This is a genomic window from Planococcus sp. TJ-307, assembly GCF_058268435.1.
This window is the reverse complement of sequence record NZ_JBZDOJ010000005.1, coordinates 125,935-141,805: the sequence shown is the minus strand read 5'-3', so window position 1 is coordinate 141,805 and position 15,871 is coordinate 125,935. Positions and strand designations below refer to the sequence as shown.

General features: G+C 37.4%; 17 protein-coding genes. 7 read left to right on the top strand and 10 right to left on the bottom strand.

The genetic code is table 11. The features are described from left to right. Nucleotides 1–171: 171 nt before the first annotated feature. Together AC4EHK_RS16710 and AC4EHK_RS16705 are read left to right on the top strand one after the other, a co-directional pair. A complete protein-coding gene (locus AC4EHK_RS16710; RefSeq protein WP_490979899.1) occupies nt 172–828 on the top strand; it encodes a Type 1 glutamine amidotransferase-like domain-containing protein in 657 nt (218 codons plus the stop codon). A 98-nt stretch (nt 829–926) separates the two neighbouring features. Further along, nucleotides 927–1,214, top strand: coding sequence for a hypothetical protein (locus AC4EHK_RS16705; RefSeq protein WP_490979898.1), 288 nt, complete (start codon nt 927–929; stop codon nt 1,212–1,214). Nucleotides 1,215–1,525: 311 nt separating this feature from the next. On the opposite strand, the gene AC4EHK_RS16700 is transcribed toward AC4EHK_RS16705, so the two are convergent. Together AC4EHK_RS16700 and AC4EHK_RS16695 are read right to left on the bottom strand one after the other, a co-directional pair. Then, nucleotides 1,526–1,675 (bottom strand): hypothetical protein, encoded by a 150-nt coding sequence (locus AC4EHK_RS16700; protein ID WP_490979897.1) that lies wholly within the window; start codon nt 1,673–1,675, stop codon nt 1,526–1,528. Nucleotides 1,676–2,066: 391 nt separating this feature from the next. Continuing rightward, nucleotides 2,067–2,585, bottom strand: coding sequence for a tubby C-terminal domain-like protein (locus AC4EHK_RS16695; protein WP_490979896.1), 519 nt, complete (start codon nt 2,583–2,585; stop codon nt 2,067–2,069). Between the two features lie 320 nt (nt 2,586–2,905). On the opposite strand from AC4EHK_RS16695, the gene AC4EHK_RS16690 reads away from it, so the two are divergent. Further along, nucleotides 2,906–3,259 carry a hypothetical protein gene (locus AC4EHK_RS16690; RefSeq protein ID WP_490979895.1) on the top strand — a complete coding sequence of 118 codons (354 nt, stop codon included), beginning with the start codon at nt 2,906–2,908 and terminating at the stop codon, nt 3,257–3,259. 155 nt (nt 3,260–3,414) lie between these two features. On the opposite strand, the gene AC4EHK_RS16685 is transcribed toward AC4EHK_RS16690, so the two are convergent. From AC4EHK_RS16685 to AC4EHK_RS16665, 5 genes are all read right to left on the bottom strand, one after another. Further along, nucleotides 3,415–3,654, bottom strand: a complete 240-nt coding sequence (locus AC4EHK_RS16685) for a hypothetical protein (RefSeq protein WP_490979894.1) — start codon at nt 3,652–3,654, stop codon at nt 3,415–3,417. Nucleotides 3,655–3,794: 140 nt separating this feature from the next. Then, complete coding sequence (locus AC4EHK_RS16680) at nt 3,795–4,151, bottom strand: DUF5412 family protein (RefSeq protein WP_490979893.1); 357 nt, start codon at nt 4,149–4,151, stop codon at nt 3,795–3,797. Nucleotides 4,152–4,455: 304 nt separating this feature from the next. Continuing rightward, entirely contained in the window at nt 4,456–4,614 is a 159-nt protein-coding gene (locus AC4EHK_RS16675) for a hypothetical protein (RefSeq protein ID WP_490979892.1), read from the bottom strand. 580 nt (nt 4,615–5,194) lie between these two features. Then, nucleotides 5,195–6,232 carry a hypothetical protein gene (locus tag AC4EHK_RS16670; protein ID WP_490979891.1) on the bottom strand — a complete coding sequence of 346 codons (1,038 nt, stop codon included), beginning with the start codon at nt 6,230–6,232 and terminating at the stop codon, nt 5,195–5,197. Nucleotides 6,233–6,646: 414 nt separating this feature from the next. Beyond that, a complete protein-coding gene (locus AC4EHK_RS16665) occupies nt 6,647–7,084 on the bottom strand; it encodes an NUDIX hydrolase (RefSeq protein ID WP_490979890.1) in 438 nt (145 codons plus the stop codon). Between the two features lie 422 nt (nt 7,085–7,506). On the opposite strand from AC4EHK_RS16665, the gene AC4EHK_RS16660 reads away from it, so the two are divergent. The 4 genes from AC4EHK_RS16660 (at nt 7,507) to AC4EHK_RS16645 (ending at nt 13,259) form a co-directional block, all read left to right on the top strand. Beyond that, a complete protein-coding gene (locus AC4EHK_RS16660) occupies nt 7,507–9,324 on the top strand; it encodes a M3 family oligoendopeptidase (protein ID WP_490979889.1) in 1,818 nt (605 codons plus the stop codon). Nucleotides 9,325–9,615: 291 nt separating this feature from the next. Continuing rightward, nucleotides 9,616–10,659 carry an ArsR/SmtB family transcription factor gene (locus tag AC4EHK_RS16655; protein WP_490979888.1) on the top strand — a complete coding sequence of 348 codons (1,044 nt, stop codon included), beginning with the start codon at nt 9,616–9,618 and terminating at the stop codon, nt 10,657–10,659. Further along, nucleotides 10,656–11,873, top strand: coding sequence for an MFS transporter (locus tag AC4EHK_RS16650; protein WP_490979887.1), 1,218 nt, complete (start codon nt 10,656–10,658; stop codon nt 11,871–11,873). The genes AC4EHK_RS16655 and AC4EHK_RS16650 overlap by 4 nt, the downstream gene beginning before the upstream one ends. A gap of 540 nt (nt 11,874–12,413) precedes the next feature. Then, nucleotides 12,414–13,259, top strand: coding sequence for an MBL fold metallo-hydrolase (locus AC4EHK_RS16645; RefSeq protein WP_490979886.1), 846 nt, complete (start codon nt 12,414–12,416; stop codon nt 13,257–13,259). Nucleotides 13,260–13,373: 114 nt separating this feature from the next. On the opposite strand, the gene AC4EHK_RS16640 is transcribed toward AC4EHK_RS16645, so the two are convergent. The 3 genes from AC4EHK_RS16640 to AC4EHK_RS16630 all read right to left on the bottom strand — a co-directional run bounded on the left by AC4EHK_RS16640 (nt 13,374) and on the right by AC4EHK_RS16630 (nt 15,645). Then, nucleotides 13,374–14,486, bottom strand: coding sequence for an aminopeptidase (locus AC4EHK_RS16640; protein ID WP_490979885.1), 1,113 nt, complete (start codon nt 14,484–14,486; stop codon nt 13,374–13,376). 78 nt (nt 14,487–14,564) lie between these two features. Further along, nucleotides 14,565–15,146, bottom strand: coding sequence for a GNAT family N-acetyltransferase (locus AC4EHK_RS16635; protein WP_490979884.1), 582 nt, complete (start codon nt 15,144–15,146; stop codon nt 14,565–14,567). Nucleotides 15,147–15,177: 31 nt separating this feature from the next. Beyond that, nucleotides 15,178–15,645, bottom strand: a complete 468-nt coding sequence (locus tag AC4EHK_RS16630) for a GNAT family N-acetyltransferase (RefSeq protein ID WP_490979883.1) — start codon at nt 15,643–15,645, stop codon at nt 15,178–15,180. Between the last annotated feature and the right edge of the window lie 226 nt (nt 15,646–15,871).

Genomic DNA, 15,871 nt, shown 5'->3' with positions numbered 1-15,871 from the left:
CATCCACATTTCTTGTTTTTGTCGTTGGCATTATCTCTTTCTTACAAAATTATGTTTTGTAAAAACTAAGTATCGTTAAAAATGATTGCTGGAAGTTAATCAGTAAGAACAACAATTTAGTTCATTAGCCGCCTTATAAACTAACGAAGATGGAATACCATGGAGGTACTTATGAAAAATCACTATTATTTAGGATGGTTTAGCGAATTTTTTCCGGAGAATTTAAGTAAGGCATTACAAGAAGATATAACACAGAGAAAATCGCTTGTTATGATTAGTGCAAACCCGTTGTCCAATGAAGAAATTGGAGCTACAGAGCTTTCATGGCTTGAACAAGCCAACATTCTGTTTGATGAATATCATTTAATTGACTATCGCTCTAAAAAAGAAGAGGCCCGAGCTTTGCTTCGAGATGCTTCTGTTATTTTCTTATTGGGCGGAAACACGCTTGAACAAAACAAGTTTTTGATGGACTACGAATTGGCGGATTGGATTCAAAAAAGCAACGCCGTTGTATTAGGGGCCAGTGCTGGGGCAATTAATATGTCAGCGAAATGGCTATGCTCTAAAAACTTTGGGTATCAAGTCAAGAAAAGCTCTGTTTACTCCGGCATTGGCCTTGATCATTTTTCTGTCCTGTCTCACTTTGATCTTGAAAATAATATGCTGCTGGTTCAAGAGGAACTGTCTCTCTTATCGGAAAGAATAGATATTTATGCATCGAATAAAGATTGCGCTCTACGTGTAAAAGGAGACAAAATCGATATTTTAGGCGATATCTATTTAATATCTCACTCAAAAGTTCAAAAATTGGAGGAAACGTTCTAGCCAGGATAAAACTGAAGCATATGGAACCAAATTCATCAATTTTAATCATGTTTAAGAAATGCATAACCAATAAGAGAAAAAACTTAGAGGTGGATTTAATGAATGTAGAAGAGAAAGAACCTTTTATTAGTGGCCATGTACTGGCTGTAATCATTTGTTCCATCTTAATGGTGGTGTTATTATTCGCATTTCAACTTGTAGGATTTATCTATTCGACTTTTTTCTTTATCCTTGCGTTAGTTCTTATGTGGTATTTGCCAAATGACCGTTTTAAATTACTTGCGGTTAGTATTTTTGGAATCTGTATGATTGTTTACGGTCCCTATCTTTATTACGCTCTATTATTTATCTACGCGATCCTGTTTGATGGAGGATTACAACATTAGCTGCTTTGAAGCGATTGCGCAGGTAAATTACCCTATTAAGCAAGAAGGGGGGAATGACAATGGGTAAGAACAAGAAACTACGTAAATTAGGTGGCACAAATAGAAACCACAGGAGACATATATACTGAAGCTTTTAGCGACAGAGGAAACTAACATATTACAACACAACAAAAAAACGCCTAAAACCAGTAAAGGTTTTAGGCGTTTCTAGACAAAATCGAGTGTCGATAACCCTTTGTCCTCGATTGAAAAAAGTGTTTCCAATAAGAAAAACATAGGGAGATTTTAGTCTTCCTATGTTTTCATTCACATTATTTATCTGTTTGTTTTTGCTTATTTTTCAAATACTCAGCACGTATTTTTTCAAGTTGTTGCTTTTTATCAAATTTAGCAGGCTTGTGCTTTTCATGATACTTTGTCACAGCTGCCTGTCCTTTGCTATCCAATCCGAATTTCCCCATCTTTTCCACCTACTTTTCTTGTCTCTAAAGAGAATCTATTCAACAAATATAACATACTTTAATTACCCTATTGAAATTTTCTATAGAACATAGCAGAGTGCGATATTGGCTATTTTCGCATTCTAAATTAGTAAAATTAATTTTACTTGAAGCTCTGATTACAACTGAAAGAATGAATCAACATCAGTTTGAGGAATAACAAAGTTCATTCCGCATGAAGGATGGTTATTGTTTATACACATTTCTTAAAATACCTTATGGAAATCCTCGCGAAATTCATCGCTATTCTCTGCTACCAATAAGCTGTCATATGTAAACTTTCTTAGAATCGAAGGCATAACTACTTTTTGCTTCGAAGACTTAGCAGTCGGTCGTTTTGTGACATTCTTCTCTACGCATTATAAAAATAAAAAGTATGAAACAGTACCGCAGAAAGCGCAGCTACTTGTTCAGTTTCTGCAGCAACATGAATGCTGTCAACCACTGAAATATAAAGGGAAGAAGGAATTGAAACGATGGCGACTGTTGTATTTTCACAGTTTAGATAGCCTGTACCTGTGTGATCTTTCTTAAAGTAGTACTCCCGGTTCATTAGTCTGAAAGAATAAGCTATTTCCAACAATTGCACTCTTTGCTGTGTAATTGAAACAAACTTGGCAGACAAATGATCAATTAGTTCATAGCGAAATCCTGGGAACCAACAATCGATACTGTACAAGGCTTCTCCACTTGCATTTGAAACTTTATAAGTATAAGGTACGCCAGTCCGTAATGATGCATTTAAAATAGCTGCGAGAAATTTATGAGGACGTTTTTGCAATATAAATACGGTTTTTCCCTGTTTATCTAAGATGGACAGTTTTGTTGATCGATGAACCGATTTTGGCACTTGATATGTAAAATGCTGCACATTGCACCTCTCTTCCACTAAGTCTTGGCATATAAACTTACTTCGCACTTTTGCAGCTATAAAATTCTCACTTTAGAGCCTTGTGGAACTATCATATGAATGTATTATTTCTTCTAATGAAATTAGTTTGGTTAGGTTTTCTGGTGAAGCTAGTAGAATGCTTGATCTGAATATAACTTACTTATCATTATGTTACATTCAAATTCTGTCGAAAGAGTTCTTAAGACTTTAACTTTTTTCTAGTCTATGTTCTGTTATTGAAACCTGCCAAGCACTTCGTGCGTACTAATATAAAATTTAGACATCGAGGAGGGACTTCGTTGAAAAGAAACCGATTAGCTGTATTTATGTCCTTTTTATGCATTTTAGGCATTTTAACAGGCTGTTCACTAGGAAATGCACAAACATCATGGGTCTATTCGTTCGTCGTATGGGATGACTATGTTTATCAGATAAGCAGCGAATATGTAAAAGAAATAGGTGAAGAAATTGGAGAAGTTACGATTTATTCCGATAGAGAAGATACGTATACAGGGAACTTCTCCAATGAATATGAAAAAGGGGCGAAATATTATTCAATAGCGGGAGTAAGTACAGACGAAGCGATTGCCATTAAAGAAGACGATGGTAAGTATCGAAAAGCTATTAGAGATGGCAAGTATAATAGCAACTAATTTCAAAGGAGGAACTTCTTAAATTTGAAGTTCTTTTTTTAAAAATAAAAGTTGATTTTAGCTTCAATAAATGTAACTTACTTGCTAATACGTTCCATTTACATTAGATATTTTTAATTGAGTTAAAGCCCATAAATAAGTCTGTTTTAGGAAATTTATGAATTCGAAGTATCAAACACAGCATATACTTTATATCTATTTTCTTCGGTCTCGGCATAAACTCTACAATTTTCAATGGCAGCTAATCTAAAAGCTAAAGCACAGGCTATTTTATAGTCAGGAGTGTTATAACGATCATAAAGCCTTCCGTACATTTCATTTGCTATTGAATCAGCCCATACATCAGCTTCATGCATCGTATCGAAAATGATTTCTTCTTCTTTGCCTCTACTCATCACATTTTCATCTCCAGTATGAAAGTTTATCTTACTGTACACCTCTTTTGGTTACTTGCCTAAAATTGAATATAACTTAATTCACATTAAGTTACATTCAAAATGACTATTTCAAATTAATCATTAAAAACCCAAATTTACTAGTGAATTCCTTTTCTGAAATCATAGGATTCGTTGGGTAAATTAATTCTAATATCATTAATCTCTACTGTGTTTTCATCTATCCATTGAATATCTGCTTTTTCAGCTTTATCCCAATAAATTTCCTTGGATCTCTTATTTGAATTATTGAAAATTAACTCGCCTAATACAGTATAAGGGGTAGTAGCGTGTGTATTGTTAAGATAGGCATTAATAGTATAAGTTCCATCAGGAGAAGTTGATTCAGTAATTAATTCCTGCTTAAACCTACTCAAATCAAAAAATGCCCAATAAATTCCATATGACAGAATTCCAACTACTATTAATAAAATGATGACTGATTTCTTTTTTTTCATTAGCGTCTCCTCTTACACTTACTTCACGATTCTCTACGTTAGTTTCACAAGCAAACGACAATTTATTTGGTAAACTCAGATGATCTTAGCGTATCCTATATTTCCACATTTGGTATTAAATTTCCTGCTGCAATAAACCGAATGTAACTTAACTGCACTTAAGTTACATTCAAATCTTTAATAATCCTGATGTATCATACTCTTCAATTGCTTTGAATTTTTAGTTGCATAAAGGAAGTTTCTTCTTACTTGGTAAACGAGTATTCATAAATTTTTATCTTTATAATTTCTAGTTGATTATAGTTCATGCCGTTTCACCCACCACTACTTTGTATCCGTATGCTTCTACATTCTCTTTCGCTTTCAACAAGAGAATGTGCAGAGACTCATATGCGCCACTAGAAGGCGCTGTTACACCGATTGCATCTCCTCTTTTTAACCGTTTAGGATAATTCAATTTCATACTAAACACCCCTTTTAAAATTGGCTATTAGATAGATCATTTCATCAATTCCTACCCTATTTTGACTTTCACTTAAGACCAATCTTTAGTTTGTAGATATATTTTCTTTCGATCAGTTCACACCCATTAGCTTGAAATATTCGCTGCATGGGAAGGTTACTTTGTCCGGTGGCACCAATATAGTAAGTGCACCCATTTTTTTGAGAAGATGCAGTGAAAGTTTATGAATATATTCACCCCAGCCTTGGTTACGGAAGGACGAGTGTATGCCAAAATAAAACAGTCTGCCTTCATCAATCGTTCCTTGTTCAATTAGAGGTATTGTCACGTCTATTGGCTGATTTTCGTAAAAAATAACCAAACAATTTTTTTATAATCTGAGCCAAGTTCAGATTTCATTCCTTCGAATTCTTTTTCGACTGAAAGAGACGAAAAGGAGAGTGGATGCGATCCAATCGCATCTTCTCTCTTATATTAATAAAGCTTCTGATAACTGCTGATATATTAACTTATTTCTATGAAGTTCTAGCTGCAGTTCCTCAATAGATAAAGACGATTACCTCCCGTTATCTATTGTCTATCATAAATGTTCCTTTCTTACACTGTTTGAATTAGATAATTGTATGCCTTCAATAGCTTCCACAAGTCGCTTCGAGTCATCCGCTCTAAATACGACTGAATTGACATAGGTTTTCTTTCCATAGGAACCTTCCATCAATGCAGGTTCTTTTAAACTAATTTCATAGTGGGGGGAATCTATTTTTAATAAGGAATAATAGATACCTTTAGCTGCTTTATCCGTGATACTGTGTACTTCTGCCACTTGGGTCCGTTCAATATTAAGAATGTCCACCTTGATACTGCTCTGGTACCCGAGGCGAATGATCAAATAGTTCTCACCAACAACATGTGGCAAACACTTTACCGAATTGTATAACCCGACGATATAGAGCAAACCGTAAGTATTTAGAACCGTAAAGATCCACGCAATAACATCACTCCATCTTTGAAGCAAAAAATGAAATAATACGCCTTCTCCAACAATTAGAACCGAAAATAAAATAACAATCGTCTTTATCTGCGAATCTTTATGATACGTAAAAGTATTTTCTTCCATGGCACTTGGTTTTTTAAACCATACAAATACCGAATAATAAAAAACAGTTAGTTCTGTCAGAACGGCATGTAAAATAAACCCGTTTCCTAACTTGGGTTTAAGTGCATTCTCCACTACTTCTAGAAAACCGAGTTTTCCATCTAACTGCGCTGAGCGATAGGTCCGAATACTCTTAACGATTCCATAAATCACAATTAATATAACACTTGCTTCTATTACAGGCAGAAGCCAGAATAAGATTGTGTTTAAGGAGCCTTTTTGCGAGGATGGAATGATCAGGTAAGCAACCCCTAAACAGGCTAGAAACGAGAGGTAAACCCATAATTTGAGCATCGATCTTGGTCTGATTATTAACAAATAAATTAACGTTGGTCCAATTGTAATCATTGCTACTGTGAAGTTAAGGGCCACCCAATCTTTCATCGGTTCAAGTCGTAATGCATAGTAACTTACACTCATGAGCGCTGTTGACAATACAAACAAGATGGCTATTCGGTTCAACCCTGTTCCCCCCCACTCCATCTTATTTTTTCAATTTCTTACTAGTACAAGCTATTTTCTAAATAGAAGATGTAATAGATTATTTTTCATCTAATAATTCTCTCACCGTTCTATATACTAATTTTACCATTTTAAAAACATAGGAGTATATTCAATAATTTGTAATTAAAATTGTACTTATAAGTACGTTTTTTTAATCTAAAAAGGTTAGAAACTAATACTTGATCTTACCTTCTGTAACACACTGATGTGTAAACTATGGATAAATGCAATAATATAAATTTTAAATCAAAGCATCTGGTAGCTTATTCAATTGAAGCACCCGATTGCGGATATCGTACTACTCGTCTTATTCGAATAATATCCATAAGTTACTTGGAAAGCCAAAACCGTTATTACTATTTTCTACTGAACTTAAAATTCTACACAAAATGGTTGTTTTGTGCTATCAAGACAGTACTCTATTCTTTGTCTGAAATTTTCAATGGTTATCATTTTCAAAGCCTGCTCGATAGGGAAAAACCCTACTTCTAAACTTTCTAAAGAAGTTGTTAATCTTCCACCAGTTGGCTTGGCTAAAAAGAGCGTATTACAAATTGACTTATTTACATTTTGAAAGACCCCACAGAATTTAAGAACTTCAATCTCAATTCCTGACTCCTCTTTCGTTTCTCTGATTGCAGCATCTTTCAGAGACTCACCTTCTTCAACTATTCCACCTGGCATTTCCCAACCTCTCATAGGACCTTTAATCAGCAAAATTTCCTTTTTGTCATTGAGTACAATTGTTGCAGCTGAAACAAAGTGTTTAGAAACTGTGTACCTATGCGATGTATGTTGTCTCAAAGTCATTCCCCCTTTTTGTGTAGAACATACTGCATCCATTAATTAAGTCAGTTGATGAATTTAAGTTAAATGGCACTTTTCAATTGAACTATACTTTAAATAAATTGCATCTAAATCCATATTTTAACATAAAATCCCAAGGTTTTTCTTTTTATTAATTGAAAATTACATTTTTAAAAATGGAATAAGCTAAATACATTTAGAACCAAAATAGTTAGTGTATAATTCCAGAAATTAAAGCTTTATAAAAGTACACTTTTACAAACATGAAAGAGTGAAAACTTTATATGAAGCCTTACTCTTTCAGTAAGCGTTCATATATAAGCTTAAAAATACAGCTTAAAATCATTTCGACTTCTTCCAATTATTGTTATACACTGAATCAGAACGTACGTTTCTTGCTTGTGCGAATCTAAGGAGGAATTTTAGTGAAGGAAGAAGTCTATCTGGAAGAATGGAACCTGGATATTATATTTAAAGGAGGAAGCGATTCCCCACAATTAGTTAACTTGATGAAACAGATGCAAACCGAAATACAAGAACTCACCGAAGAAATAAACTCCTTGTCTAAATCCAAGAGCCGCCCTACCGAGAAAACAATCGAACATTTTTTGAGGAATTTGGGCCGTATCCAATTATTCCTTTCCCAAGTGACCTCATTTATTACCTGTTTACTCGCAGAGAACCCTAAAAATAAGAAAGCGGTGGCTCTTAAAGTAAAAACAGCCTCCATTAAAGCCACGTATAACATTGTTCTCCACCATTTTCAGCAGTTCCTATCCAGTATAGAAAAGACGAGCTGGAACGAGCTGTTGAAAACCGAAAACCTAAAGAATCACCGTTTTATTCTATCCAAATGGCGCGAAAACGCCGATTCCCCTCTCTCCACCGAAACCGAAAATGTCATTGCTGATTTAATGACCGATGGCTATCATGCTTGGAGCGATTTATACCGTTCCATCGTGAATAATTTACGGGTACCAATCGAACTAAATGGAACCAAAAAAGAATATTCGGTTGGCCAAGCCACTAACTTGCGTTCCGCCCCTGACAAAGAGATTCGAGAAAAAGCATTTCACGCACTCGAAAATGCTTGGACTGGCCAAGAAGAAACCATATCCCGAATCCTCAATCACATAACAGGGTTCCGGTTGCAGACAGATAAACACCGAGGGACACTGACCGGATTGGAAACGCCGTTAAAAGACAACCGGATAAAAGAAGAAACGTTACAAGCGATGTGGCAAGTCGTCACTCGGCACAAGCAGCCGTTTGTTGATTATTTGGACCTTAAAGCGAAACTGGCCGGGAATGATCAAATGCCTTCTTATGATTTTTGGGCGCCATTTAAGGAAAACAGTACCTCAATCGGCTACAAAGAAGCTGTAGAATTTATTCTGCAGCAATTCCATCATTTTGGTCCGGAATTGGAAAGCTTTGCCCGTTCCGCTTTTGAAAAGGGATGGATCGAAGCGGCAAACCGGTCAGGGAAGGCTGCTGTTGCTTTTTGTGCCGGATTTCCTCTTACAGACGAGTCCAGAATTTTCCTGACATACGATGGTTCCATGGCCAGTATATTGACCCTAGCTCATGAGTTAGGACATGCTTTTCACAATGAAGCCATGCGATCGGTTGATCCGCTCAACCGACAATATGGCATGACCACTGCCGAAACGGCTTCTACCTTCACTGAAATGATTGTGCTGGATGCAGCGATCAAACAGACAGAGAGTGCAGATGAGAAAATTTCACTGCTTGATGAAAAGATTAAACGCAGCGTTATGAATTTTATGAACTTGCACTCCCGATTCCTTTTTGAAGAAAGACTCTATGAGGCGCGAAAAGAGGGAATGGTAACGGCAGATCGATTGAATGACATGATGCAAGATGCGCTTACGGAAGGCTACGCTGGTTCCATGAGCCACCTGCCTATTCATTCCTGGATCTCCACGCCGCATTTCTATATCACCACTTCTCCTTTCTACAATTTCCCGTATACATTCGGCTACCTGTTTTCAGTCAGCCTGTATGCCAAAGCCCTGGAAGAAGGAAAAGAATTCGAACAGCGGTACCTGGCGCTACTTCGAGACACCGGGAAAATGTCTGTTGAAGAGTTGGCCAGCAAACATTTAGGGGAAGACATTACACAAGAGAACTTTTGGGAAAAAGGAATGGCTGTATGCATCAAAGATGCAGAAGATTTTATCAGGCTCTCGTCAGTAAATTTAGTCACTAAAACCAATTAACCGTTTCACAGAATCGCAACATTTCAAATGTATAATTAAAAAATCAAATCAGTAAAAAGAAGTGAAGAAGCTGACGGTGAGCTTCTTCACTTCTTTTGTTTATAAACCACGTCTTGAATCTAAACAACTTTTGATTACCACTCATAGATAGACTAATTAGCTAATGATAGTAAAATCTATTATTATTCTTCCTCTTTAAAAGATCTCTAATGATCAATAATTCCATTTTCATTGAATATTAAATTCAAATAATATAGAATAAATAAAAAGAGAACTCTTGGAGGGATCCTGTTGGAAATTTTAAATTCAGCTTCACCTACCGAAACCATTCAGCTGAAAGTGGAACAGTCACCAGTGTGGGAATTGATTTTAGGAATTGCCGGTTATACGCACACTCAGCTGCGGCACACCTTTGAATTGGATGAAGAATGGTCAACTGGCGAAAGTGTTATGCCCCCCTCGCTGACTCAGCTGTTAAAAGAGATTCAAGATACGAATCTCTGGTACGGCATGCTTCTGTTACAGAATCAGTTTGCTGCGGCTTCCGTTCAAGAATTTTCAAATTCACTTTCTACTGCTTCAACAACTGCCTTTTATGACTGCCTCCTTCCTTACCACGACCGGCAATCGGAATCGCACAGAAACGAAGCTGCCGGAAAACCCGACCAAGCGGAAATATGGGAAAGGTATGCCGATTTGTTTAAAGGACACGACTATTTAGAGGGGTATGTTCACCAGCTTTACCAACGATCACCATCAGAAATAGGTGACCTTATGACTCAGGTCTTAACGGAATGGGAAAATTGGGTGTCGAAGAAAAAGGAATGGGAGAAATGGCTACAGGCAGTGGCATTTGAGCAGAAACAGCATCGCCAAGTGGATGCACGAAATCCAGTAGCCGAAATAGAACGGGTAACGGGCGGTGTCGAGTACCTGCCTGAACCTTCAATTTGGTCGGTCAAGCTCATGCCGCAGGTTTCTTATCGCCCCTGGGTGCTGACTATCCGTACAGCTGACACCAAACTCTTCTTCTATCCAGTCAAAGAAGAACATCTGTTGGAACCGGGCGTTCCTTCGAATGAGTTGATTCGCGGACATAAAGCGTTAGGGGATGAACTGCGATTGAAATTGCTCTTTCAGCTTCAGAAAAAGCCTTTGTCTCTTCAAGAATTGAGTGGTCAATTCAACACATCAAAAACAACGCTTCATCATCAGCTGGCCATATTGAAAGCCGCCAAATTCATTCAGGTGGAAAAAGGGATTTATTCGATCAATACGGATAAACTCGAAACGTTTTCTAGTCAATTGACACGATACATGGGAGCCGAATATTGAAAAAGTATTCCAAGTCCTTTAAATCACTGTGGATTGGTGAAATCGTCTCGGAGTTCGGCGGTGCTGCCGGCGCTATTATCAATGGCTTACTGTTGTACGAACTGACCGGTTCACGGGAGTGGATGGGCATCCTTTGGCTTGTCTATTTCATTCCTTCATTGGTGCTGCAGGGCATTAGTTCGCCATTTCTCAATCACGTCATCAAAGAGAAAGTACTGAAAAATATCCAACTGATCCGAGCTGGTGCTTACTTGCTGCCATTAGTTGGCTTCTGGATAGGAACAGACACCGGAATCATCATCGGTTTGGTGGTGTTGCAATGTATCTTGGGGCTGCTCCAGCCCATTTTTGCCAGCCTGTCGTTTTCCCTGTTGCCGGAAATCTGCACTGACGAAGAACTGACCGATGCCAACGGCTTGCTAGATGGAACACTGCGACTGATGGGTTTTCTTGCGCCCGGTGTCACATCGCTTCTGTTGTTGCTCGTACCCATGCAGTGGATTTATAGCATCTCAGCACTCTTATTCTTTATCAGTTTCTTAGCACTTTCCCGCATCCCGCAATCCAGTAAACAAAAAGCGGCAGTTTGGACCAAGAAGTTCTGGTGGTCCGAAATGAAAGAAGGTTACCGGAGTTTTTTCAGTTACCCGCAGCTCATGCGGTTAACGCTTCTATCCTCGACCGTCCAGTTTGCCATAGGTGCAACGCTGGTCTTAAGTGTTCCGTTCATTCGGGGCGAACTGGGAGGCGAAACCTGGGAGTACGGCATTTTCAAAGGGGCTTTTCCCATCGGCTATGTGATGGGTATGCTTCTGCTGACGAAACTGCCAAAAAGCCCCCAACTGATGTACTTCGGTTTGATTGGCGGCGGATTTTCCTTTGTGCTGCTATTCTTTGTCCCTTCGGTTCCTTTCGCGTGGATGTGTGAACTGATGGGCGGACTCCTGTTCCCTCTGTTCAATGCCCAAAGTGCCGCCATTTTCCAACGGGAAGCCCCAAGGGATCGACTGGCCCAATTGAGTGCTGTCCGATTGTTCTTTCTTCGGGTTACCATGCCACTCGGCATTCTATTCGCTTCGTTGCCTTTCCTAGCCTTGAATATTCGGCATGTCTACATCGGAATCGGGTCTCTCATTATCTTGCCCGGATTATATTATTTGATATCGTCCTATCAACCTAAAAAGCACCTGATATCAGAGAAACATAAGAGTTAAAAATCTAAAAGTATATCATTTCTTATCTGAATTACCCCTCCCAGCTAAAAAGGAGCAAAGGCAGATTGTTTCTGCTTTTGTTTCTTTTTCTCTGTTTAGATAAGTGTTTGTAAAAGTACACTTTTCCAAAAAACAAGAAAAAAATTCTTGCTATTTTTATTCAGATAACTCTGTCATCTGTAAACTTAGTAAAGTAGATAGTGATACTAAAATTCAGTACTATAAGTTTTAAAAATATACAAACGTTACATTGTAATTCGCTTTTCATAATGGTACTTGTTTGTTAATATGCCCGACTTCGTTAATATTGAGTTTCTCAAAATATTTGAAAAATAGTTTAAAGAATTACGTATAATCAATAAACAAAACTCAAAACAGTTAGGATATGGTACACTTTTCCATATATTGCACAGGAGGTACAATCCAATGGTGAAAAAATAATCGGGGAAAATCTTAATTTATTTTATTCGTTTCTAAAATATAAATATGGATTTTCTCCTTCATAAAGTTAATAGCTAAAATAGAGGAGAGATATATACCATGTTAACTAAATTAAGTGAGTCCATTTATTATTTACCGAATCAGGATGAGTTAGAACGACCAGCTCTAGGCTTAGTATGCGGAGAAAAATACAGCCTAATCATAGACGCTGGTAATTCCAGTAAGCACGCCACAGAATTTCTAGCAGAAATAATAAAGCTAAATGTACCACCAATTAAATACGTCGTCATTACACACGCGCACTGGGATCATTTTTTGGGAATGAATGAGTTCGATGCGTCAGTAATAGTTAACAGTCAAACAAATGAATTACTAAAAGAATGGCAAAGTTTTTCGTATAATGACAGCTCACTTCAAAAATACGTAAAGAATAATCAAATGAGTGCCGAGTGTATGGAGATTATAAAAGACGACATCCCAAACAGAAATGATTTCAAGTTGAACTCCCCAGATATAATCTTTGAAAAGACGTTAACGATCGATTTGGGAAATAAGGTCTGCCAGGTCGAGCAAATCAAAAGTACACATACAAACGATTCAACAATCGTTTATGTTCCTGATGAGAAAGTTGTTTTTTTAGGGGATTGTGCATATGGAAAAACCACCAATTCATTGTTTCATTTCAATCAGTCTTTATTATTGCCAATGATCAAAGATATCCAAAAATACGATGCTAGTATGTCCCTGCTTGGTCATGAGTCGATTTGTGATTTGGATGAAATGAATCTTTATTGGCAAGAGTTAACGTCTGCAAGTCAAGCTGTGAAATCTACTTCATTGGAAGCTTCTAAAGAAAAGTTTGCAGCAGAAAATAAAAGGGAACCAAATGAGAATGAGTTGTTTTTTATCCAAGCATTTGTAAATGACCAAATCATAAATGCGTAAGAATATTAGCGCATATAAAAGCCACCTCGTTTGAAAGTGAGATGGCTTTGCTATTTTTTAACGCTTTTAATACTTCCTAAGATGTAAACTAACCATTCAGATGTGTTTCTATTCTTACAAAAGGTTTTCTGGGTTTAGTCCAATTAAAGTTGGAAGAACAAATCGACCGTCCTTGCGGATTAAAGTTCCATCAAAATAAATTTCCCCTCCACCAAAATCAGGACGTTGGATCGAAATCAGGTCCCAATGGATCGCTGATTGATTGCCATTATCCGCTTTATCAAAACAGCTGCCTAAAGCAAGGTGGAAGCTTCCGTCAATTTTCTCGTCAAACAATGTATTGTTCATGGGAACTTGCACTTTCGGATTGAAAGCCAAGGCAAATTCACCGACATAGCGTGCGCCTTCGTCTGTATTCAGGATGTCATTCAATTTTTCAGTATGATTGGCCGTCGCTTTTACGACTTTTCCCTTTTCAAACGTTAAGGAAATATTCTCGAATACGACTCCATGCAAGGTAGATGGCGTATTAAAGGTAATCCTGCCATTTATAGAATCCCGAATCGGGGCCGTATAGAGTTCCCCATCGGGTATGTTATCAATTCCATCGCCTTTGATTACGCCGATTCCCTCGATGGAAAAAGAAAGGTCCGTTTCCGGTCCCTTGATTTCTACCAGTTTGGTTTTTTCCATGTATTCTTTCAATGGGTTCATGGCTTCCGAAAGCTTTTTATAATCGACAGTGCAAATATCGAAGTAAAAATTCTCAAAAGCTTCCGTACTCATTTTGGCTTCCTGCGCCATTGCTGCATTGGGCAGTCGTGTCGTCACCCACTTTTTCTTATAGATGGCTTCTGATTGCAGTTTGCCATAGGTCTTTCCGTAAAGCGCCATTTGCTCGCTCGGAATATCTGATAGCTCGGAGGAATTCAACGGGCTTCTTAAATTGATATAACCATCCATTTTCTGCAGGCGATCTACCTCCCATTTGGCCAAAACTTCAAATTGTTCTTGCGTTCCCCCCAGAACCAGCTGTCTTGTCACCTCTGCGTTCCGCAGATCGGTATGGGCAAACCCACCAGCTTTGTGGATTTCAATGATCAGGGCTTTCACAATCCCAATCTCGATTTCTGTGACGGCTTGTATCAGTATATGTTCGTTAGATTGCACCTTAATGGAGTGGTTCACCAATAAGTCAGCTAGCTTTTGTATCCGAGGGTCTTTCATACATTCACTCCTTTCCTGTTATTATTAATTAGACATAGAAGAATAAGAAAAGACTTTTTAACATTTCTTTTTCTATTTTCACTTCAGCCATTCTGACTTTCTCAATATGTAGTGATTGTAGGGTTCATTTTCAATCAGGCGCTGACTTTGTAGGGTGAATCCACATTTTTCAATAACTTTATTCGATGAAACATTGTTGAGTAAAGCTACTGCATTGAGGACTTCTAAATTTGTCTGAGTAAACAAGTAGTCGATTAGCCCTTTAGCTGCTTTAGTCGCGTATCCACACTTTTGATGAACACCTGAAATGGCATACATAATTTCTCTATTCGGCAAAGGCAATTCATCCATAATGCCTGTACAGCACCATCCAATAAATTCATCGGTTTTCTTAAGGAACACTCCTAATTTTAAAAAGTGGTTATCGATTTCTGATGTAGAGGCAACAGCTTCTAAAAATGCTTTATTTGCTGGTATTTCGTAGTTGGTTACCCAGTCAAGCCTCTGTTCTTTTGTTGATTGCCAATCTGGCAGAAAATTAACTACCTCAGGCTGGTTGGAAATAAGATAGATATCATCAACATCTTCAATGGAAAACTCTTGAAGGTAGACATCGTCACAATCAAGTCTAAATAACTCTCCTTTTTTTGTATGGCTCATTTTTCTTCTCCTTAATCTGTGAACTTCTGTACTAAATTTTTTTACCCATTGACGTTGATGCTGTTTGATAACCTAGTTTTTCATAAAGTTTAAACGCTTTAGGATTTGTGCCGAAAACATGCAGTCCCATAGAAGTGATGTCCAAACTTTTCATGTTTTTTTCTAATTCTTGCAATACTAGGGTACCGAATCCTTTGTTCCTGAATTCTTCTTTAATTAAGATATGATAGACAAACGCTTTGTTGCTCTCGGATTGAATATTGTACCAGATTACACCGATTGTTTTATCCTCTTCCATTGAGTAAATATTGTAAACTAGCTGACCTTCTGAATTTTGCTTATCTGGAAGTAATTGTTTCATTAATTCTTTTGATTCTTTCATCGCTTTTTCCAACGGAATCATATAGTTTTCCGATAAGTCTTTAGCATAATGAGGAATAAAATACGCCAAGTAGTGGTCGAATTCTTCTTCTGTCATTTGTTGTAGTTTTGTCTTCATAAATGTGTACTCCTTAGATTCTGTTGAAATTTAAGAATATTCCTTCTTTAATGTTCTCTTTGAAATTGTACCATTATTTCCCTCTTGTTTGTTTCTCTGTTTCTTTAGCTATTTGGTGACAAAAATAAGCGTTCTTAAAAGGACACTTATCCAGACAACAAGAAAGGAAAGAAGCCAGTATGCTCCTTTCCTATGATAAGCCGTCATATGTATACTAGAGATAAAA

Coding starts and splice junctions, on each gene's coding strand:
- AC4EHK_RS16700 (WP_490979897.1), bottom strand. CDS start 1,675: ATGGGGAAATTCGGATTGGATAGCAAAGGACAGGCAGCTGTGACAAAG.
- AC4EHK_RS16675 (WP_490979892.1), bottom strand. CDS start 4,614: ATGAAATTGAATTATCCTAAACGGTTAAAAAGAGGAGATGCAATCGGT.
- AC4EHK_RS16705 (WP_490979898.1), top strand. CDS start 927: ATGAATGTAGAAGAGAAAGAACCTTTTATTAGTGGCCATGTACTGGCT.
- AC4EHK_RS16665 (WP_490979890.1), bottom strand. CDS start 7,084: ATGACTTTGAGACAACATACATCGCATAGGTACACAGTTTCTAAACAC.
- AC4EHK_RS16645 (WP_490979886.1), top strand. CDS start 12,414: ATGTTAACTAAATTAAGTGAGTCCATTTATTATTTACCGAATCAGGAT.
- AC4EHK_RS16710 (WP_490979899.1), top strand. CDS start 172: ATGAAAAATCACTATTATTTAGGATGGTTTAGCGAATTTTTTCCGGAG.
- AC4EHK_RS16635 (WP_490979884.1), bottom strand. CDS start 15,146: ATGAGCCATACAAAAAAAGGAGAGTTATTTAGACTTGATTGTGACGAT.
- AC4EHK_RS16685 (WP_490979894.1), bottom strand. CDS start 3,654: ATGAGTAGAGGCAAAGAAGAAGAAATCATTTTCGATACGATGCATGAA.
- AC4EHK_RS16640 (WP_490979885.1), bottom strand. CDS start 14,486: ATGAAAGACCCTCGGATACAAAAGCTAGCTGACTTATTGGTGAACCAC.
- AC4EHK_RS16680 (WP_490979893.1), bottom strand. CDS start 4,151: ATGAAAAAAAAGAAATCAGTCATCATTTTATTAATAGTAGTTGGAATT.
- AC4EHK_RS16630 (WP_490979883.1), bottom strand. CDS start 15,645: ATGAAGACAAAACTACAACAAATGACAGAAGAAGAATTCGACCACTAC.